General features: G+C 63.5%; 20 protein-coding genes and 1 tRNA gene. 12 read left to right on the top strand and 9 right to left on the bottom strand.

Annotated elements, in window-relative coordinates:
* Positions 1-258: 258 nt before the first annotated feature.
* Together AB4Y82_RS10405 and AB4Y82_RS10400 are read left to right on the top strand one after the other, a co-directional pair.
* A complete protein-coding gene (locus AB4Y82_RS10405) occupies positions 259-717 on the top strand; it encodes a host attachment protein (RefSeq protein WP_441603020.1) in 459 nt (152 codons plus the stop codon).
* 236 nt (positions 718-953) lie between these two features.
* Positions 954-2,549 (top strand): MASE1 domain-containing protein, encoded by a 1,596-nt coding sequence (locus tag AB4Y82_RS10400; RefSeq protein ID WP_441603019.1) that lies wholly within the window; start codon positions 954-956, stop codon positions 2,547-2,549.
* Positions 2,550-2,580: 31 nt separating this feature from the next.
* Here the strand turns inward: AB4Y82_RS10400 and AB4Y82_RS10395 are convergent, their stop codons facing one another.
* The 3 genes from AB4Y82_RS10395 to AB4Y82_RS10385 form a co-directional block, all read right to left on the bottom strand.
* Positions 2,581-3,042 carry a hypothetical protein gene (locus tag AB4Y82_RS10395; RefSeq protein ID WP_441611265.1) on the bottom strand — a complete coding sequence of 154 codons (462 nt, stop codon included), beginning with the start codon at positions 3,040-3,042 and terminating at the stop codon, positions 2,581-2,583.
* Positions 3,043-3,488: 446 nt separating this feature from the next.
* Complete coding sequence (locus AB4Y82_RS10390; protein ID WP_441603017.1) at positions 3,489-3,701, bottom strand: hypothetical protein; 213 nt, start codon at positions 3,699-3,701, stop codon at positions 3,489-3,491.
* Positions 3,702-3,897: 196 nt separating this feature from the next.
* Positions 3,898-4,212: a HigA family addiction module antitoxin gene (locus tag AB4Y82_RS10385; RefSeq protein ID WP_441603016.1), complete on the bottom strand. Its 315-nt coding sequence runs from the start codon at positions 4,210-4,212 to the stop codon at positions 3,898-3,900.
* Between the two features lie 1,097 nt (positions 4,213-5,309).
* On the opposite strand from AB4Y82_RS10385, the gene AB4Y82_RS10380 reads away from it, so the two are divergent.
* The 3 genes from AB4Y82_RS10380 to AB4Y82_RS10370 all read left to right on the top strand — a co-directional run bounded on the left by AB4Y82_RS10380 (position 5,310) and on the right by AB4Y82_RS10370 (position 7,154).
* Positions 5,310-6,197, top strand: coding sequence for an ATP-binding protein (locus AB4Y82_RS10380; protein ID WP_441603015.1), 888 nt, complete (start codon positions 5,310-5,312; stop codon positions 6,195-6,197).
* Positions 6,198-6,207: 10 nt separating this feature from the next.
* On the top strand, positions 6,208-6,510 hold the full coding sequence (locus tag AB4Y82_RS10375) for an STAS-like domain-containing protein (protein WP_441603014.1): 303 nt from the start codon (positions 6,208-6,210) through the stop codon (positions 6,508-6,510).
* A gap of 248 nt (positions 6,511-6,758) precedes the next feature.
* On the top strand, positions 6,759-7,154 hold the full coding sequence (locus tag AB4Y82_RS10370; protein WP_441603013.1) for a hypothetical protein: 396 nt from the start codon (positions 6,759-6,761) through the stop codon (positions 7,152-7,154).
* 148 nt (positions 7,155-7,302) lie between these two features.
* Here AB4Y82_RS10370 and AB4Y82_RS10365 read toward each other — a convergent pair.
* From AB4Y82_RS10365 to ftsY, 5 genes are all read right to left on the bottom strand, one after another.
* Positions 7,303-7,378 (bottom strand) — tRNA-Phe (locus tag AB4Y82_RS10365).
* A gap of 63 nt (positions 7,379-7,441) precedes the next feature.
* On the bottom strand, positions 7,442-7,720 hold the full coding sequence (locus AB4Y82_RS10360; protein WP_441603012.1) for an oxidative damage protection protein: 279 nt from the start codon (positions 7,718-7,720) through the stop codon (positions 7,442-7,444).
* A 24-nt stretch (positions 7,721-7,744) separates the two neighbouring features.
* Entirely contained in the window at positions 7,745-8,776 is a 1,032-nt protein-coding gene (gene mutY / locus AB4Y82_RS10355) for an A/G-specific adenine glycosylase (protein WP_441603011.1), read from the bottom strand.
* Complete coding sequence (locus AB4Y82_RS10350; protein ID WP_441603010.1) at positions 8,773-9,867, bottom strand: AsmA family protein; 1,095 nt, start codon at positions 9,865-9,867, stop codon at positions 8,773-8,775. The genes mutY and AB4Y82_RS10350 overlap by 4 nt, the downstream gene beginning before the upstream one ends.
* Positions 9,868-9,880: 13 nt before the next feature.
* On the bottom strand, positions 9,881-11,032 hold the full coding sequence (ftsY, locus tag AB4Y82_RS10345; RefSeq protein WP_441603009.1) for a signal recognition particle-docking protein FtsY: 1,152 nt from the start codon (positions 11,030-11,032) through the stop codon (positions 9,881-9,883).
* A 74-nt stretch (positions 11,033-11,106) separates the two neighbouring features.
* Between ftsY and rsmD the strand changes: the two genes are divergently transcribed.
* The 7 genes from rsmD to AB4Y82_RS10310 all read left to right on the top strand — a co-directional run bounded on the left by rsmD (position 11,107) and on the right by AB4Y82_RS10310 (position 17,355).
* A complete protein-coding gene (gene rsmD / locus AB4Y82_RS10340; protein WP_441603156.1) occupies positions 11,107-11,667 on the top strand; it encodes a 16S rRNA (guanine(966)-N(2))-methyltransferase RsmD in 561 nt (186 codons plus the stop codon).
* A gap of 203 nt (positions 11,668-11,870) precedes the next feature.
* Positions 11,871-12,389: a pantetheine-phosphate adenylyltransferase gene (gene coaD, locus AB4Y82_RS10335; RefSeq protein ID WP_121883249.1), complete on the top strand. Its 519-nt coding sequence runs from the start codon at positions 11,871-11,873 to the stop codon at positions 12,387-12,389.
* 252 nt (positions 12,390-12,641) lie between these two features.
* Positions 12,642-13,136, top strand: coding sequence for a hypothetical protein (locus AB4Y82_RS10330; RefSeq protein WP_441603008.1), 495 nt, complete (start codon positions 12,642-12,644; stop codon positions 13,134-13,136).
* A 141-nt stretch (positions 13,137-13,277) separates the two neighbouring features.
* Positions 13,278-13,574, top strand: a complete 297-nt coding sequence (locus AB4Y82_RS10325) for a YfhL family 4Fe-4S dicluster ferredoxin (RefSeq protein WP_441603007.1) — start codon at positions 13,278-13,280, stop codon at positions 13,572-13,574.
* Positions 13,571-15,298, top strand: a complete 1,728-nt coding sequence (gene ggt / locus AB4Y82_RS10320; RefSeq protein WP_441603006.1) for a gamma-glutamyltransferase — start codon at positions 13,571-13,573, stop codon at positions 15,296-15,298. The genes AB4Y82_RS10325 and ggt overlap by 4 nt, the downstream gene beginning before the upstream one ends.
* Positions 15,299-15,457: 159 nt before the next feature.
* The gene (locus AB4Y82_RS10315; protein ID WP_441603005.1) at positions 15,458-16,309 is read left to right on the top strand and encodes an MBL fold metallo-hydrolase; all 852 of its coding nucleotides are present in this window, start codon (positions 15,458-15,460) and stop codon (positions 16,307-16,309) included.
* Positions 16,310-16,338: 29 nt separating this feature from the next.
* Positions 16,339-17,355, top strand: coding sequence for a TMEM43 family protein (locus AB4Y82_RS10310; RefSeq protein WP_441611264.1), 1,017 nt, complete (start codon positions 16,339-16,341; stop codon positions 17,353-17,355).
* 779 nt (positions 17,356-18,134) lie between these two features.
* Here AB4Y82_RS10310 and AB4Y82_RS10305 read toward each other — a convergent pair.
* Complete coding sequence (locus tag AB4Y82_RS10305) at positions 18,135-19,391, bottom strand: EAL and HDOD domain-containing protein (RefSeq protein ID WP_441603003.1); 1,257 nt, start codon at positions 19,389-19,391, stop codon at positions 18,135-18,137.
* Positions 19,392-19,436 lie beyond the last annotated feature (45 nt).

The following is a 19,436-nucleotide window of genomic DNA, read 5'->3' as shown; positions in this document are numbered from 1 at the left end:
CAGGGGGCGCCGACTCCCATCGAGAGTCGCGCGCGGGTCTTCTCGGGGCCGTCGTGATTCGGACGCAAGGCGAGCGAGCCGGCGCGTCACGCTTGATTGGCGCAGCGACCTGCGGCTCAGCGTCAGGCTCACGTTGGCTTGACGCGTTGAAGGGGATTCTCAAACTTCCCCGACGGTGTCGACAGCGCCCGGTGCCATCGCCTGGTGCGCGGATGTCAGTCGCCCGGCATTCCTGGTGAAACTCCCTGGGAGCGCGTAATGAACAAGACGGTTTGGATCGTGGTTGCCAATCGAGGCGTTGCCCGGCTGTTTCAGGCCAGGCAGCCGACCGGTCCACTGGAGGAGCTGGATGCCTTCATCCATCCGGAAGCCCGCCTGCACGAGCAAGATCTTGTATCGGATCGGCCTGGTCGGGGCTTTGACCGGTCCGGTCCCGGCAGTCACGCAGAAGAGCCCGACACCACCATGGTGGAGCAGGAAACCAGCAATTTTGCCCTGGAACTCTCCCGCTTCCTGCTCAAAGGCCGCACCGATGGGCGCTTCGACGGCTTGATGCTGATCGCCGCGCCGGCCTTCCTGGGCTCGCTGCGGGATCGCCTGGATGGCCCCACCAAGGGGCGGGTCATGCTCGAAGTGGCCAAGAACCTGGTCCACCTGGATGCGGCTTCGGTGCGCAGCTATCTGCCGGACCGCCTCTATTCGGCTGTCGGCGGTTGATCTCCCGCCGGACCTTGCGGTAGCAGCGCAATATTTCACGTCGAAGACCTGTCGCGACTTTCACGACTCGATGCTGAAATGTTTGACGTGGTGCACATTTGCAACAACTGGCTGCGCTACGATAACGGGGCTAGAACGCCGGGGCGTTTCACAGCGCTTTCACGCCTCAACCGATGTGATCGGCCGCTTGCGCAGAAGCCCGGCGCAGGCGAGGGAAAGACTGACAGGGGGATGCAATGCTGGACGCTCCGTGGGCCAATCCGTGGTTCCGCCGCATTGGCATCGCTGCGTCCTATGGGCTGTTGATCGCCCTTACTCGCCAGGTCACCATCACTCACTTCGTGCTGGGTGCCGGCATCCATCTGGCCGTGCTTCTGCTGGTGCGCTATCGCGACTGGCCGGCCCTGATCGTCGGTGAAACCCTGGCCTTGCTGCCCACGAGCATTGCGTGCGTGGGCGACTACGGTGTGCTGTGGGCCGTGCTGTTTACCATTCCCGGCCTGGTTTTCATGGCGCCGTTCGTCTACGTCCTGCGCGAACGCTGGCCCGTCCTGGCCGCCAGGGGCTCGCTCAACATGGGGTCACTGCTCGGGGCTGCGCTGGTGTTGTCCTTCGTGATGACCGCATGCAACCTGGCGACCATTTACTCGATCACGCTGCCGCCGGACTATCACCTGCAGGTGGATAAGCTGGCGACCAAGTGGGTGCTGGGCAACTACCTCGGCATCCTGGCGGTTACCCCGACCGTGTTGCTCGCATACCAGCTGTTGAGTGGTGCTGGCTGGCGCCAGCTGGGCACCCGACTGCTCGACAGTCGCGCGGTGCTCGACAGCATTTTCCTGGTAGTGCCCGCGCTGTTGTTGCTGGTGTGGATAGGCCTTGAGGCACCGCGCGTCCGACAGATTGCCCAGGTCGCCATGTTCCTGCCCATCGTGTGGCTGGCCATGCGCCATGGCTGGCAGGGTGCGGCCATCGGCGGCACGGCATCGAGCCTGGCCGTGATGGCCTTGATGCCAGCCGCCGACGATCAGCAGACCATGCAGGCAGAGGCGATCGTTGCCTTGGCGATCTCCTCGATGCTGCTGCTGGGCGCGCGCATCGGCGCATTGCACCAGCACGCTGAGCAAGAGCGCATGGATGTGCGCATGGCCTTGGCGCTGGCCCAGCGCAACGTGCATATCGGCGAGATGCAGCTACGCACGACGTCACTCGCGCTGGAGCAGATTCGCGAGACGGTGCAGGCCAGCTTCTCGATGATGATGGGGCGCCTGCGCCACCTGCAGCCGACCATCGAAGACCGCAGCTATCACCGCCAGGCGCTGGTGGCACAGGATCAGTTGTTCCGCCTCGCCGACAGCCTTTATCCGGTGTCGTGGCGCGAGCGTGGCTTGCCGGCCGCCCTGCGCGAAGGCGCCATACCGCGTGCGCTGGATGAAACGGGCGTGGGTTACTGGTGTGACCTGCGTGGCCCGCTGAGTCGGCTATCGCAGACCCTGCATTTGGCCATCTATCGCCTCGTGGTCGAGGTCGTGGCCGATGCCTGCGCCAAGCGCAACCTCAGCGAAGTGGTCGTTCGCGTGCGCTGCGGTGAAAAGCTGGGGCGTCGCTGGGTGCTGATCAGCATCATTTTTCGCGATACCGCCGAAACGTCTTCGCAGGTGCGTTGGGACGAACTGCTGCCCCGCGTGATGCGTTCGACCAGCGGCATGGGCTGGGCGGGAATTCGTGATCGCGCCATGACCTTTGAAGGTGATGCCCGCGAACATCAGATCGCCAATGGCCGCCGGGTCAGCCTGCTGATGCTCGACCCGATCACGATCAGCGGCATTTGACACGCCGCTGATCGCTGGGTTTTCCCGCACTTTACTGAATGTGCGTGCTGCAGACTTCCGGGTTGCAGGTGCTGGCTGCGGCCTTCAGCTGCAGGGTGCCGTCGCTCAGCGGCGTGGCAGTCACCGTCGTGGCGGTGTCCTGGTAGACCGTGGCCGGAGCCGTGGTCGGGGTGGCCGTGGTGACTACAGCCGGGCCCTGCTGCGGTGTGGTGACCAACTGCGAGAAGCGACCCATCGGCAGCGTGATGAACTGGCCGCCCGCCGAGCCGACGGCGCCGAGCACGTTGCCGTTCGCATCATTGATCTGCACGAACTGGATGCCGCCAATGGTGAATACATAGGCGTGGAAGTTCGGATTGCTGCTGACGTCGGACGCATTGGGCCACGACTGGCCGAGGCCGGTGGCGGGCGGCTGGTCGGCGAAGGCAGCTCCAGACGTAGCCAGAGCGAGCACGCCAAAGAGGCATGCGCGACGCGAGAGGGCTTTCAACATAACGGACCCCTTTGTTGGTGATGTGCTCAGACATTGAGCAACGGTGGCGAATGTAGCACCAAGTTTGTCGCATCCCCCGTGACTAGTGGCCGATTCGGCACAACACTTGCCGGTAGCGCGAAAACGGAACAATGCCAGGCATGCGCTTGAGTGGACGACCGCAGATGCGGTCGGCACGCTTCTTCGTTCTGTCGAGGCTGATGGCATAAAAGATCGCGGTTAAAATGTGAACTTAGTCACATTTTGTCGCCCGACGGGCACGCTGGGCAAATGACTGCGAAGACATCTTTTAACCGGACGACTGAAGCGCCGATGCAATCCCTAATGGATGCTTCCGTCAGAACAGTTCGACAAAGCGCTCCCAACTGATGACCGCGCCAAACTCACGGACGAACTTGTCGTGACTGGTTTCGATCTGGGCTGAGCCACATTCCGGGCGTACTCCCCTAAGGGGCGGGCGCTCCGTGGAAGTTCAGCATGCTCTCGAGCCTATCCGCGACCCACTCCTGCTCGTGAGCAGGCGCGCCATCGAGAATGGTGTCCGCCTCGCCGGCAAAGGCAGGCCAGAAGTCCGCAGGATCGGGATGGGTATCGAGAAGCCCAGGAAGATAGGCCTCAATGCGGTTCAGAGCTTTCTGGAGCTGGGCGCGAGTGTCCATGGGCGAAACGTATTCCGCGTCCTTCTCACAACTTGAGACCGGAAACTCTCACCGATGGTGCCGACGCGTTGGCCGTGCTTTCACTGAGGCACATCAGAATTCGAGAGCAAATGAGAGCAAACGTGGCGGAGGTAGTTAATTCGAACAATGGCGGCGGGACTTAACCACCTCCGCTCCATTTGTCGTGCGTCTGTCGTTAATCAACAAGAGGACGATAAGCGCGCACGACAGGCTTCGCCCTTTCCAAATCGTACCGCGCCTGAAGTGCCAGCCAGTAGAAGGCAGTGGTGTCGAAAGCGAGGGAAAGGCGGATGGCGATCTTTGGAGTGATCGGGTGAGTGTCGGCGATGAAGGCTTTGATGTGGTGGGCAGGTATGCCGGCGCGACGCGCGAGTTGGGCGGGGTTGAGTGCGTTGGGGATCAGGTAGGCGTGCAGCAGGATGTCGCCGGGGGCTCGCAGCGGTTGCGAGGGGTCGACTTCCGAGTGCGGGGTGAGCTGGATCAGTTCCATGGTGGTTCCTCCCTGTCGGACACGGCCGCGCAGCGGATAGGCGCTTACAGCGCTCCGTGTCAGTGAATGCTTGGCAGCTTCGTCGGTGATCGTCCGAATGCGGCGCATCGCCATGCCGGCCGATGCGCCCTAACGGCGATCATCGGAGGCGTGTGGTGTTCACTCGAGGCTCGTCACCGAGCAGGCGGGCGTATTGCTGCAGGCAGTAGACGGCTGTGCCCAGGCTGGCGGTGACGGCCGCGGGAAGCGGCCACTGCAGTGGTCTTCCGGGGAATTCCCGCGCCTGTGCTTGGCGGCACTGCTCGCTGTCGACACGCAGGCGCGTGAGGGCAAGCACCGCCAGAGCGACATCGCCCCAAGTGCCGCGATGCGGGTGTCGGGCCATGCCACCGCCGTGGATGACGGGACGTGAGGCGGAGGAGTGAGGGTGTCGTCAGGGGGAACGGACGAGCGAATGCGTACCGTATGATCGCGGGTAGCCATGATCAACTCCGATAAGTTGTTGATGGTTAGCGGATCGTGGGTGTTGATAGCACTCGCGGCCCGCGCTTCATGACTTGGTAGTCATGGTCATTCGCGAGGCCGTGCAACACGGCAGCGCGAATGACTGACCCTAACAAGCAAGGCTGGCATCGTCTGTCAGGGTTGGGCGCGATGATGTCCGCGTGGCCGCAGGCGAGCGTGAGGGCTTGAGTCTGACAAAATGTCAGCGCCCTTCCGTTGAAAGCAGAAGAGGGAATGCAACCTTCAGAGCAAACGCGACGGATGCAGTAGCTTCGAACAAGGGCGGCGGGACTTTTATCTCCTCCCGTTTGTCGGGCGCTAAAACGGGACCAGGGGATCGCGCACATGAAGGGCGGTCAATTAACTAGGTTGGAGATGGGCTTGGCGCGGTTGGGCCTTTCCCCTTCCGACGCGCCTCGGGTCCAAGCTCAGAGGGCGCCGGAGCCCAATGAGTTCGATGACTTTGCCTGACCATCTACCTTTGGTAATAGGGCGCCAAGGCACGCGGATGATGGGCAGCGAGTCAGTAGCCCTGTACGCTTCCCATCGCTACGCGATGGCGTTGCGAGGGATGCAAAGGACCCTGACTAAGCGTGCGACTTGATTTCCCCACCTGCAACGGCACTTATGTCTCGTACGATCAGCTCGCTCATGTGTGGGCGAGGGCGATGCGAGCCCCCTACGGTGAGCAGATCATCTTCGACTTCTCCAGGTGTTTGAAGCTGGGTCCCATCGGAATGGTCCTTCTTGCCGGGCTCTATCGAATCCTGCGGGGTAGAGGCGTACCGGTATGGGTCGACATCTCCACAATGGATGACTCAATCTACCTGCGGTTTGTGGCAAGTGGCTGCGCTCAGCACATGCTCTCCGGCATGCCCGCCCCGTCAGGTGCACTGTTTCGGCATGACCTAGTTGATAACCATGATTCGATCATTGAGTTTTTGAAAGATGAATGGCTGGCACCTGCTAGTCTGACCATGAGCCCAGCGCTGCGGAATGCGTTCATCAGCCGTCTATGGGAAATCTATGCCAATGCTTTCGAGCATGGCGACTCCCAGTACGGCGTGTACACCTGCGGCGAGCTTGCGTCCGATAAAACGCTTTTGCTAACCGTGGCAGACTTCGGGAGAGGCATTCCGGCGAACGCCGCGTCGAAGCTCGCCCGCCAATGGGTCAATGGCAGCGACGCAATGGCCTGGGCCTTTACGCGAGGAACCACGACGGCAGTTCATGAACGGTACGCTCGGGGCCTTGGCCTTGATCTGATAAAAGATTTTGTCAAAATCAACGACGGGGCCGTCGAGGTTTATAGCCATCATGGTCACGGAAGTGTCACCCGTTCTATGGAAGAGTTTCGGCACCTGATGTTTTCCATTTCCGCGACGATTGTCCACTTGAAGATTCGCTGCGACAACATGCACTACATGTTCGTGGAAGAGCTTTCGCAAGAACTGCCGGTTAGCGGAGCTCCGATATTTTGAGAGGTGGCTTATGAAGATTTCAGTGATCAACATTGCGGGCCGAAACGCGGTGTCATCGAAAGATGGTGAGGCGCTATACAACCTGATCATGCACAACATTGCCGACGGTCACATCGAACTGGATTTTTCCGGTGTCGAAGTGTTTTCCACGCCGTTTTTCAATCTTGGGATTGGCCGTTTGCTCGCTCGTCTATCGACCGATGAGCTCAACAAGAAATTAGAGTTTCAGCACCTTTCGCCGCTCGGCTTTCAGACCCTTCGTCGCGTCATCGATAACGCCAAAAAGCACTACGCAGCGCCTGCACCTAATTAACGGAATCATCTTCGGTGAATGCACGGATCGCGAACCGCCCGGTTAGAGCTAGGGTGTACGACATCAGGGACGCGAATATCACGCTCCCGCCGGAAGTCCTGGTCGACACCAACGCATGGCTTTGCACCCAGTACAGCCGGTTCTCGCTGCCTAGCGTTCGACCAGAAACGCCTGACTATTCAGACTTCATAGCGCGCTGCCTAAACGAAAACTGTGTCTTGCGGCGTAGCTCTTTTACGCTGCCCGAGATGAGCCACATCATAGAGAAGGAGGAGGTTGGCTTTTCAAACGCCAACTCTGGACGAAGGATCTCGGTGAAGGACTCGCGGTACGACATCAGGCTACGGCGCAAAGTGCTCGTCGAGATAGTGACGACTTGGCGAGGTGTTGAGTCCGCCAGTCAGGCGTCGCCCGGACTAAACATTACTGCGGGAACGCCGACTGTCATGTTGCGGGATATTGGTCAGTACAAGCTTGATGGCTATGACCTTTTTCTTTTGCAGGAAGCGCGGGCCACCGGCACCCTGGCTGTCCTGACGCATGACTTTGACTATTTGTCCGTACCCGACCTCTGCGTGTTCACTGCGAATGCCGCAGGCATCGATGCTGCTCGACAGGCAGGCCGCTTGCGTACGATCTGGTAGTAATCATTACCCTGATCCGTCGCCCCAAGTAGTAGCAACCTCGGCGGCAACGCTCGGCAACTGCCTACAAACGGCAACCGAGCGGCTATAAGCGCACGCTCGCGCAAAAGAAAAAGGGCCTGCATCGCTGCAAGCCCTTGAAATTCAATGGTGGCCGGGGACGGAATCGAACCGCCGACACGGGGATTTTCAATCCCCTGCTCTACCAACTGAGCTACCCGGCCATGCCAGCGTGCGTCGAAGACGCCGCGTGGAGCCGTGCATTAAATCCGAAGCAGGGCGGCTCGTCAAGACTCTGTGGGCGGGGCGACGTAGCCTTCAGGCTGCTTCACGTCGCCGCCGAACAGGAATTTTTCCATTTCGGCGCTCAGGAACTGGCGTGACTTGGGATCGAGCGGATTGAGGCGGTATTCGTTGAGCAGCATGGTCTGGTGGGCCAGCCATTGTTGCCAGGCCTCTTTGGAAATCTCCGCATAAATGCGCTGGCCCAGCGGGCCGGGCCAGGGTGCGAAATCCAGGCCTTCGGCCTCGTGGCCCAGCTTGGCGCAGTGAACGATACGACTCATGCGTTGTGACTCATCGGTAGTGATTCAGAGGTTCTGCAGCAGGGTGCGCACCGGGGCGGGCAGGCCTAGGGCCGCTCGCTCGCCGGGATCGCACCAGCGCAGGCTGGCATTATCGGCGATGCGCTGAAGCGCCGTCGCCTCGTCGAACAATAACGGCTCGACCTTGAGCCGATAGTGGCTGAAAACGTGCACGAATGGTGGCAGCGCATGCGCATCATCGATCCGCGCCAGGGACTCGGCGGTGCGCCACGCGTGATCGTGATCGCTTGCTTCGGGAAGACTCCACAAGCCGGACCACACACCTTGCGCGCCGCGGCGTTCGAGCAATACGCGTCCAGCGGCGTCGCGCAGGATCAGCATGACCGTGTCGCGCGTGGGTATCGCTTTGGTGGGTTTGGCGCTGGGCAGTTGCGCGGTGAGATGGTCACGCTTGGCGACGCAGTCCGCTGCAAGCGGGCACTGATCGCACAGCGCCTTGGAGCGCACGCACACGGTGGCTCCAAGATCCATGATCGCTTGTGTGTAGTCGGCGGTGCGCAGGGCTGGGGTCAATGCATCGGCGTGTTGCCAGAGCGTCTTTTCGATGGCGCTTTGGCCTGGATGCCCGTGGATGCCCAGATACCGCGTGAGCACGCGTTTGACGTTGCCATCGAGGATGGCAAAACGCAGTCCATGAGCCTGCGCGAGGATCGCGCCCGCGGTGGAGCGGCCGATGCCCGGTAGATCAGCCAGTGCATCGAAATCGCGCGGCAATTCGCCCTGGTGCTTCTCCACGCAGATCTGCGCGGCGCGTTGCAGGAAGCGTGCTCGACGGTAGTAGCCAAGGCCGGACCATAGCGCGAGCACGGTATCTTCTTCGGCGGAGGCAAGATCGCGCAGCGTCGGCAGCGCGGCAACAAAACGCTGGAAGTACGGAATGACCGTGACCACCTGTGTCTGCTGCAACATCACCTCCGACAACCACACGCGATAAGCGTCGCGTGGGTGCTGCCAGGGCAGATCCTTGCGGCCGTGTTCGTCGAACCAGGCCAGCAATGCAGCAGCAAATGGATTCATGGCGACTTGCGCGTGGGCTTGGGCGGCGCGGGTTTCGCTGCTGCCGGTTTGGGCGGTGTCGCTGTGCTTGCCGCAGGAGCAGGCACATCGGTGCCTGCCTGGATGGTGAGGCCTTCCACGCTGATGTCGCCGGCCTCGATGCTGGCCACTTCCGCATGTCCGTTGCCGGGCGGAACGGTGAGTCGCGGACCGTCGTCGTGATCGAGCTGCGACCACCAGCTGGCCAGAGCCAAAGGCGGGATATGCAGGTCGGCGTGATTGTCTGGACCATCCAGCTTCAGCGCTAGCATCAGTGGATCGCTCTGGTCGGCGGGCGTCAGTTGGATCACTGCGTCGTATTCACCCGCATTGGCGTGGTCTAGCTTGCCGGTCAGTTGCGCGGATGCATCGGCGGCACCGCGCCAACGTGCGTCACCCGTGAGGTGCAGGGTGAGCGTGGTGCTGTGCGCTACGTACAGCGCGATGTTCTGCAGCAGCAGCGAACCATTCTTGATGCTGGGCGTCACCGATAGCCGCAACTGGGTGGGAATGCCCTGCGCATCCTTCGCCGTGATGGTGAGCGGAAACGCATGATTGGCGGCGAGGCGGCCCGCATCGAGCTCCACATCGCCGAGCAACAGCTGGTTGCCGCGCACCAGGCTGCCGCGCGTGATATGCACGCCGGCATCGATGCTCGGTATCGCCGCAGGCACCGCGGACGGTCCGGAGGGCAGGTCGTCCAGCCATGATTGCAAGGCATCGAGGTCGACGCGCGGTGAGTCGATCTGCATCTGCGAAATCACGGTTTCGCCGTGCAGCAGCGTGCGCCACGGCAGCGCGAGCGTGCCGCGCGCCGCCAGCAGGATGGGCATGTTGGCGTTGCGCGCGGTGAGCGTGATGCCTTCGAGCTCGAGCGCGGGACGTGGGAACAGCGCTGGCGTGGCGGGGCTGGCGAGACTCAGCTCAAGGCCGGCGTCCTGCGCCTGTTGCTGCAGCATCGCGGTGATGCGTTCGGGTTGCAGCAGCACGTGTACCGCGATTAGCGCGACAGCCACGAGCAGCAGCGTGGCGCTGCTGAGCACGATAAGGGCGAGGCGGAGCCAGCGCGGCACCCGTCAGCGCTCCTCAGCCTTGACCCAGGCTGGCGGGAAGCAGGCCGTCGACATAAGCCTCGGCATCGAACACGCGCAGATCGGTGGCGGTTTCGCCCAGGCCCACGTAGCGGATGGGCAGGCCGAATTCACGCGCCAGTGCAAACACCACGCCGCCCTTGGCGGTGCCGTCGAGCTTGGTCACCACCAAGCCGCTGACGCCGACGATCTGGCGGAACTGGCGCACCTGGCTCACGGCGTTCTGGCCGGTGGTGCCGTCGATCACCATCAGCACCTCGTGCGGCGCAGCGGTGTCGATTTTCTTGAGCACGCGGGCAATCTTGCCCAGTTCGTCCATCAGGCCGCCCTGCGTGTGCAGGCGGCCGGCGGTGTCGGCGATCAGCACATCGGCGTTGCGCGAACGCGCGGCCTGCAGTGCATCGAAGATCACACTGGCGGCGTCGGCGTCCTGGCCCTGCGAAATCACCGGCACCTTGTTGCGCTCGCCCCAGGTCTTGAGCTGTTCCACGGCAGCAGCGCGGAAGGTGTCGCCGGCGGCGAGCATCACCTGGCGACCCTCATCGCGATAACGACGCGCGAGCTTGCCGATGGTGGTGGTCTTGCCGACGCCGTTGATGCCTACGGTGAGGATCACGTACGGCTTGAGGCCGCCGACTTCCAGCGGCGTTTCGACCGGACGCAGCATCGCAATCAGCGACTGGCGCAGCGCGGCAAGCAGCGCACTGGCATCGGCGAACTCGCGCTTATGCATGCGCTTGCGCAGATCCTCCACCAGGGTCGTGCTCGCTTCGACGCCGACGTCGGCGGTGATAAGCGTGGTTTCCAGCTCGTCCAGCAGGTCGTCGTCCAGCTTGGGATGACGGATGAAGAGGGAAGTGAGGCTGCGTGCGAACCCGCTGCCGGAAAGGCGTTCGCGCCAGCTGCGCTTGGCCGGAGCGGCAGCGGCTTCGACGACGGCGGCAAGTTCGCTGGCGACGTCTTCGGCGGGCGCATCGGGTGCGGGCGGCGTTTCGGCCAGCGCTTCGTCCAGGGTGGGACTGGCGTGGTCGAGCGAGACGGCATCCGTGTCGTGCGCAAAGCCGGCTGCCGGAGCGATCTCGTCCGCAGGCGCGGTCGACTGGCCCGGTGCGGCGTCAGCGGGTTTCTTCTTCCAGAACTTGAGCATTGCGGCAGGGATTCAAAGACAATGGCCCGCATGCTACCACCCCCTTCCAAACTCACCGCTGAGCCATGGCGCCCATGAAGGGCGCGAGCGGGCGCATCCGCATCATTGGCGGACAGTTGCGCAATTCTCGCCTCGATGTGCCCGATCTGCCCGGCCTGCGCCCCACGCCGGAGCGCGTGCGCGAGACCCTGTTCAACTGGCTGGCGCCGGTGATCGATGGGGCACGCTGCCTGGATTTGTGTGCTGGGACCGGGGCGCTGGGCGTGGAGGCGCTGTCGCGTGGCGCGGCTGGCGTGCAGTTTGTCGAGCGTGATGCACGGGCCGCCCAGGCGTTGCGGGACAATCTGGCGCGCCTGAAGGCCAGCGGTGGGCAGGTCGCCGCGATCGACGCGCAGGTCTATCTCCAGGGCGCTGCGCAGCCGTTTGGGGTGGTGTTTCTTGACCCGCCGTTTGCGCTCGATTTGTGGGCTCCCCTGACCCGGCAGTTGGAGCAGGGTGGGTGGCTGACGGCGTCGGCGTGGGTCTATGTGGAGTCGCCTCGGCAGGCGGCGCCGGTGGTTCCCGCCAACTGGACCGTGCATCGGCAGGGGACGGCGGGCGACGTGCTCTACACGCTTTATCGACGCGGGGCTTGATGCATGCTCTGCGCGACCATCCGGCGGAAACGGTACACCGCGGCGTGGCGGTCGCGCACAAGGTGCGCTCCCACAAGGGTGAGGCGGGCCTGTGGTGCCTTGGGCCCATGGATTTCCGGGTTTAGGAAACAGGCTAGGCGGATGCCTCGAACGGGCCTAAGCTAGCCGCCCCTCTGCTGACGGTGACTCGTCACGTGAACAAGCTGCCGGTCAACCAGCGCCTCGCCGTTTACCCGGGTACCTTCGATCCCATCACCAACGGCCATGCCGATCTGGTGGCGCGTGCTGCGCCGCTGTTCGAGCGCATCATCGTGGCGGTGGCCGACAGCCCCAACAAGGGCCGGGGGCCGGGCTTCAGCCTCAACGAGCGCATCGCCCTGGCGCGACTGGCGCTGGCCGACCTGAGGAATGTGGAAGTGCGGGGCTTCGATGGCTTGCTGGCGCATTTCGTCGAGGAAGTGGGCGCCGGCGTGATCATCCGCGGCCTGCGCGCCGTCTCGGATTTCGAATACGAATTCCAGCTCGCCAGCATGAACCGCCACCTCATTCCCCAGGCCGAGACGCTGTTTCTTACGCCGGCCGAGCAGTACAGCTTCATCTCCTCGACCCTGGTGCGCGAGATCGGCCGTCTGGGCGGCGATATTTCCGGTTTCGTGCACCCCGCCGTGCAGCAGGCGATGCGCCAGCGCTGGCACCGCGACCGTGCGGCCTCGGACGACTGAGCACCCCGTAAACCCGCAGTGCAACACGTCTGACGGTGTCCGGAGCGGGCATCGTCGTGTATCCTCGCCCGCATCCTGCGGACAGGACAGTCGCTCGCCGCGGATCAGGGGTAGGCAAGGTTTTGCTGGTGGCACGGCTGCCAAGAAACCGGTTGATTCCCCCGGTCCAACAAGGCTCTGTCGCATGACGGCCGAAAGGTCGGTTATCCAACGGATCCCATGACCAGATTTCATCATTCCAGGGTGACCACCATGTACAAGTACGCTCTTCTCGCCGCCATCGCGATCACCGGCATCACCGCCTGCAGCCAGCAGGACGAGTCCGCCCAGCAGCCGACCGAGCAGGTCGCCGCCGTAACCAAGCCGACCGATCCGAACGATTCCAAGGCGTGGAACGCCTACCTCGGCCAGATCGTCCAGAAGAACATGCAGGGCATGACGGCCGACCGTCCGTTCCCGTACCTGGTGCCGGGCGGCGATACCGAAGACGCCAACGCGCTGCGCCAGCGCCAGCTCGAGCAGGTGCAGGACACCGTGGCCCGCGGCGTGCTGCCGGGCAATATGCTGGTGTTCGCCGGTCCCGATTCGTCCAAGACCTCGCAGTTCGTGACCGATGCCTTCAAGGACGCCAAGGCCGGCTCCTTCAAGGACGTGATCGTGCTGGTGATCGGCGACGCCGGTGACAAGGACAAGGTGACCTCGGCGCTGCAGCCGACCGGCGCCACCATCCGTTACGTGAACATGTAAGTTCCGGATTCCGGAGCGGTTTCGAAGCCCGCGGTGCGAAAGTGCCGCGGGCTTTTGTTTTTCCAGTGCGCATCCATCTTGATGGTTCCAACCGCCGGATCTTGCGGCGCACCATCCGCGCCCACCATGTAAACTCAGCGAATGTCCCTGAAAATCCTCGATACCTGCGTCAATTGCGACGTCTGCGAACCGGTTTGTCCGAACAAGGCGATCTCGCTGGGCGAGGAGTACTACGTGATCGATCCGTCGCTGTGCACGGAGTGCATCGGTCACTACGACGAACCGCAATGCGTGGATGTGTGCCCGGTCGAGTGCATCATCGTCGACCCCGAGCACACCGAAACCCACGATCAGCTCGACCTCAAGTACCGTTTCCTGATGGCGCAAGGCGATAGCGCGGCACCATCGGGCCATGTATCCCCAAAGGACGACGCATGAAGCACCCGTTGAACTGGCGCGTGACGCTGCTGGCCCTGCTTGTTTCCTCCAGCGTTGCATACGCCGACAGCCGCCCCGCCGTTGCTCCCGCCACCACCGCTCCCGCGCACGTCATCACGCAGCGTCCCGGCCACGCCGGCATCGCCAGCGCGAATTTCCACGCCACTGACGCCGGCCTCGAAGTGCTGGCCAAGGGGGGCAATGCGTTCGACGCGGCCATCGCGGTGGCTTCCACGCTGTCCATCGTGGAGCCGGAAAGCTCAGGCATCGGCGGCGGATTCATGGCGGTGCTGCATCGCGCCTCCGACGGCAAGGACATCTTCATCGATGCGCGCGAAACCGCGCCGGCAGCGGTGAACACCAAGGACTACCTCAACAAGGACGGCTCGCCCAATCGCGACACCGCCTTGAACGGGCCGCTTTCCGCCGGCATTCCCGGCGAGCCCGCCGGCCTCGCGTGGCTGGCCAAGCACTACGGCAAGCTGCCGCTGAAGGATTCGCTGACGCCGGCCATCCGCCTGGCGCGCGACGGCTTCCAGCCCGATGCCCGCCTGATCAACGCGATCAGCGAACGCCAGCAGGACATCCAGCGCTGGCCTGCGTCAGTGGCCAAGTACCTGCCGAACGGCAAGCCGCCCGTCGCCGGTCAGGCATGGCGCGATCCGGACCAGGCCCGCACGCTGGAAGTGCTGGGCGAGCAGGGTGCCGATGGTTTCTATCGCGGCGAGATCGGCAAGAAGATGGTCGACGCCGTGCGCGCGGCCGGTGGCAACTGGACGGCTAAAGACCTGGAGAGCTACCAGGTGAAGGAACGCACGCCGATCACGGTGGACTATCGCGGCTATCGCGTGGTCACCGCGCCGCCGTCCTCGTCGGGTGGCGTGGCGGTGGCGGAGATCCTCAACATCCTCTCTGGCTACGACCTGAGCAAGCTCGATGAGGCCCATCGCACGCATCTGGTGATCGAAGCCATGCGTCGCGCGTTCCGGGACCATAACGACTATCTGGGCGACCCGGACTTCGTGAAGATGCCGCTGGACATGCTGTTGTCGCCTTATTACGCGGCCGGTCTGCGCATGACCATCCTGCCCGACAAGGCCACGCCCTCGTCGATGCTGCCGGGCAGCACCGGTGTGGATCCGGGCATGCACACCACGCATTTCTCGGTGATCGACAAGGACGGCAATATCGCCTCGATCACCTCGACGGTGAACTACACCATGGGCTCCACCTTCGTTGCCGCTGGCACCGGCGTGCTGCTCAACGACGAGATGGACGACTTCGCGCTGGTGCCCAACAAGCCCAACGTCTACGGCCTGCTGGGCAGCGAGGCGAATGCGCCGGCTCCGGGCAAGCGCATGCTGTCGTCGATGACGCCGAGCATCGTGTTCGGCGCCGATCGCGTCGGCGTGATCGGTTCGCCGGGCGGTTCGACCATCATCACCCAGGTGCTGGAAGGCATCCTGGCCTTCATGGATGGCAAGAATGCCGAGGGCATTGCCGCGCAGAAGCGCTACCACCACCAGTACATGCCTGATCGCGTGGATGTGGAGCCGGGCACCTTCGATCCGGCCACCGCCGACGCGCTCAGGCAGATGGGCCACGAGCTGAAGGAACGCAGCCCCTGGGGCTACATGAACGTGGTCACGTGGGATCTGAAGACCAACAAGCTCGATGCGGCCAGCGATCCGCGCCGCGAGTCGGGTCTGGGCAAGGTGCAGTAACGATGGAACTGTGGTCTCTCACCGGCAATTCGCAGCAGCTTGATGGCGGCGCCATGTTTGTTCGGCCCATCCATGGGCCTCACCCCGCGCTTTGCGCGGGGCCGCCTGCGGCGTCCGGATTCGCTCCCGGCGAATCCGTGGCAACGCGAGGTATTTGATATGGAACTCTGGTCGCTTACTGGCAACTCCCAGCAGCTTGATGGTGGCGCCATGTTTGGCAACGCTCCGCGGGCGCTGTGGTCACGCTGGATCAAGCCCGATGCGGAAAACCGCATTCCGCTTGCATGCCGCTGCCTGCTGGTGAAAGACCTCGACGGCAAGAACGTGCTGTTCGAAACCGGCATCGGTGCGTTCTTCGAGCCTGCGTTGCGCGAGCGCTACGGTGTGGTGGAAGAGCGTCATGTGCTGCTCGATTCATTGGCGGAAGCCGGGCTCACGCACGAAGACATCGACGCCGTGGTGTTGTCGCATCTGCACTTCGACCACGCTGGCGGCTTGCTTGCTGCGTGGGAAGAGGGGCAGTCGCCGCGCCTGCTGTTTCCGAAGGCTGCCTATATCGTCGGCGCCGAACATTGGCGTCGCGCGCTGCAACCGCATGCGCGCGATCGTGCCTCGTTCGTGCCGGAGTTGCAGCCGCTGCTAGAGGCAAGCGGTCGTCTGGAGCTGGTCGAAGGCGAGCATTCCAAGGCACTGGGTGAGGCCGTTCGCTTCAGCTATTCGGACGGCCACACGCCCGGACTGATGTTGGCGGAAGTGGCCGGCGTGGTGTTCTGCGCCGATCTCATCCCGGGGCGCTTTTGGGTGCACCTGCCTATTACGATGGGCTACGACCGCTATCCGGAAAAATTGATCGAGGAGAAGCGCGCGTTTCTGGACGACAAGTTGGCCCGCGACGTGCGCCTGTTTTTCACCCACGACCACGACTGTGCCGTGGCGCGTGTGGTGCGGGACGAGCGGGGCCGTTACGGTACGGCTGACGAACAAGTAGCGATGCGGGGACAGGCGGCCTGACCAGTCGTCCACAGGGGGAGGGGATCACCATGCAGCCTTGGTTGCGACGCGTTTTGGGTGTGCTGCTTTTGTTGGCGGGTGCGGGTCTGGTCGCGATGACCGAGCAGGGGCTGCTCGACAATCGCCATGCCTCCGATCGCCACGGCGGACAGATTTTCGACCTTGGCGGCGGCGATTCGTCGACCGCAGGTCATCACGGCAACCTGGTGCGCGTCAGCGGCGCCGTGCGCGTGATCGAGGAGCCCTCTGATCCCGAGTTCGGACAACGCGCGCATGCGCCGGTGCTGATTCGGCACGTCGAGATGTTCCAGTGGCGCGAGCTGCGCATGGGCGGCGACGTGCACTACGAACAGGACTGGGTCGATCGTCCGGTCGATTCGCGGCGTTTTGCGCAGACCTCGGGCCATGTGAATCCCGAACGCTTTCCGATCGAAGGCAGGCAGTTCGATGCCGGCCAGGCCCGCGTGGGCAACTATGTGCTGTCCGCACCGCTGCTGAATGCGCTGCTTGGCGGCGAGCTGATCGAGCCGAACATCAAGACGTTGCCGACGAATCTGGCGGCGAGCTTTGCGCCTAACGGCAACTACTTCACCACCAGCGAGCATCCCGATCATCCGCAGCTGGGCGATTTGCGCGTCAGCTGGGAGGCGGTGCCGGCGCAGGTGGTCACGGTGTTCGCCCAGATCGATGGCGATCAGCTGGTTCCCTCGGCCAGCGCCACTGACGGCAAGGGTTTCGACGTGCAGATCGGCGAGCGATCGCTGGTCGACGTGGTTCCCGATGTTCCTGCGCCACCGTCGTTCGTATGGGCACGCCGGATCGGCGGATTGCTGCTGGCGATGCTGGGCGCGCTGCTGTTGCTCCCCGAGCGTCCCCGCACGCATCACGATGCCTTGCTCGCGGTCGGCAGCGGTGCGCTGCTGATTTCCGCGGTGGCTTGTGTGATGTGGCTGGGGACGGATATGGCGGTGGGGGCGATGTGGTTTGGGGTGGCGTTGGTGGGGATGGGGGTGGCGGTTTGGAGGTTGCGGGTGACGGCTGCCTGAGCGTTGCTCCCTCTCCCCCGCGGGGAGAGGGTTGGGGTGAGGGGCCAACCTTGCCTCGCGGTGCGGAATCGCCCCTGTCTTCTTTTTGCTCGCCATTACTGCGATGGCGCGAGGCGCTTCTCGATAACCGAACGGCTGGTCACTCACTGACTACGCGCTGGGTCGTCACGACCTCGCCATCTGGCTCGCCTGCCGCGGGCTTCCGTCCTCCTGCCGGAGGCCGGGTCACTTTTCTTTGCTTGCCCAAAGAAAAGTAACCAAAAGAAAGGGCCCCCCGGATGACGCGCCTTCCGGGCTACGCCCTCCAGGTGCGCGGTCGGGTTACGGGGTTTTTCGACAGGACATCCCTGTCCTGTCGAAAAACTGGCCGCATCCATGCGGCCACCCTGCGGGCTTTCCTCCACCCGCCCGCCGCGTCATACGGGGACCCCGGGAGCCAAGAGCCAAGAGCCAAGAGCCAAGAGCCAAGAGCCAGATTAAGAGCCAGACAACGCCCGGTCTTGCCGGGTATCTTTCTGTAGGAGCGCACTTGTGCGCGACCAGCCGACGGAGCGGTACATCCCGGCGCTGCGGTCGCGCACAAGTGCGCTCCTACAAGAGGGCGCTTACGCCGTGGGGCGCGAATTGAAGGTTGCTGCTGGGCTATTTGTGGGAGCGCACCCTGTGCGCGACAAGCCTACGGAGCGGTATACCCATGCGTGGCAGTCGCGCACAGGGTGCGCTCCCACAGACGAGCGGGCGTCAACCTTGGCGCAGCGAGAAAACCAGGATTAGCAAGCTCAATTGGGTCGCTGGTCCGCGAACGCGTAAACGTGATCGGCCCACTGTGTGGCTTCGAGATAGATCGCTGCCATGCGGCGAATGACTTGTGGCTGCACTTCGCCACCGCGAAGGTTGCCTGCTTCCCACGCGCGGATCTGATCGAGCAGCGTCGCGAACGGTCCCTTGTTCTCCAGCAGTGCGCTGCTGATTTCGCGGGCGAGCGGCAGGTGCCACAGGACGAAATCCATCGGGGCTTCCATCATCGCGTCGAGCAGCGAGAAGAGGCCGGCGGTGAAGGCCATTTCGCGTTGTTCGGCGGGCATGTGCTGGGCGAGCTTTTCGCACATGTGGGCGCGGATGAGCGCGGCGCGCAGCAGTTCCGGCGGACGGTCGCCGGTGCCGCTCAGCGCCATCGTGTAGATCCAGTTACGCAAGCGCGCGGCGCCGAAGAAGATGGCCGCCTGCTGCACGGATTTGAGCTGGCGCGGCAATGCGAAGTACGCGGAGTTCACGCAGCCCAGCAGCTTGTAGCTGAGGATGGCGTCGTCGCGCACGATCTGGCCTAGTTCGACCGGGCCCGGATTGCCTTCCTGCAAGGCCTTCATCAGGCGCAGCAGACTCAGGCGGCTGGCGGAGAGCACCGGCACGGCGACGGGTTCGGGCTTGAGCAGGAACTGGCCCTGGATCGCCTGCAACGGCAGCGATTCGCAGCGGTGATAGGTGTCGTGATCGTCGACGTGGCCGGCGACCACATGGGTGCCGCGCGCGTGCAGGTATTCGCTGCGCGAGCGCAGCGTGGCCGGGTCGAGCTTGCTGGCGTCCAGGCGCACGAACTGCACGATCTTGAGCAGGGGTTCCACGGCGGGATTGAATTCCAGCGTGGTGTCGCCGGCATCGAGCATCAGCGGGCAACCGCGCTGCGCCATGCGTGCCAGGCGTTCGACCAGGGCGGCATCGGCGGCGGCCTCGGGCTGCAGCAGCACGCCGAAGCGTGGCTGGTGCTGCAGCACGTCGGTTTCTTCCATCAGCAATTCGTGCGTGAGCCTGAGGAACGTGCGGTTGCCGCGCACCAGGCGCGCGAGCGCGCCATCGGTGATGGTGGCGAGCGCGCGACGCATCAGCGTGGCTTCGTCCTCCGCATCGTCCTGGAAGACGATCTCGTAGGCGAACAGTTCGCGCTTGCTGTCCAGCATGGGCAGACGGATCACCGGCAGCGCTTGTTCGCTGGCGGTGGAGGCGTCCGAGGCGGAGGGGATGGCCGCAGCTTCGCTCATGATCAGTCGATGTGGTGACGATGGTGGAGAGGAGCGGCAACTGCC

Origin of the sequence: Dyella sp. 2YAF14 (genome assembly GCF_052114725.1) — a bacterium.
GTDB lineage: Bacteria > Pseudomonadota > Gammaproteobacteria > Xanthomonadales > Rhodanobacteraceae > Dyella.
This window is presented reverse-complemented; position numbering and strand designations above follow the sequence as displayed.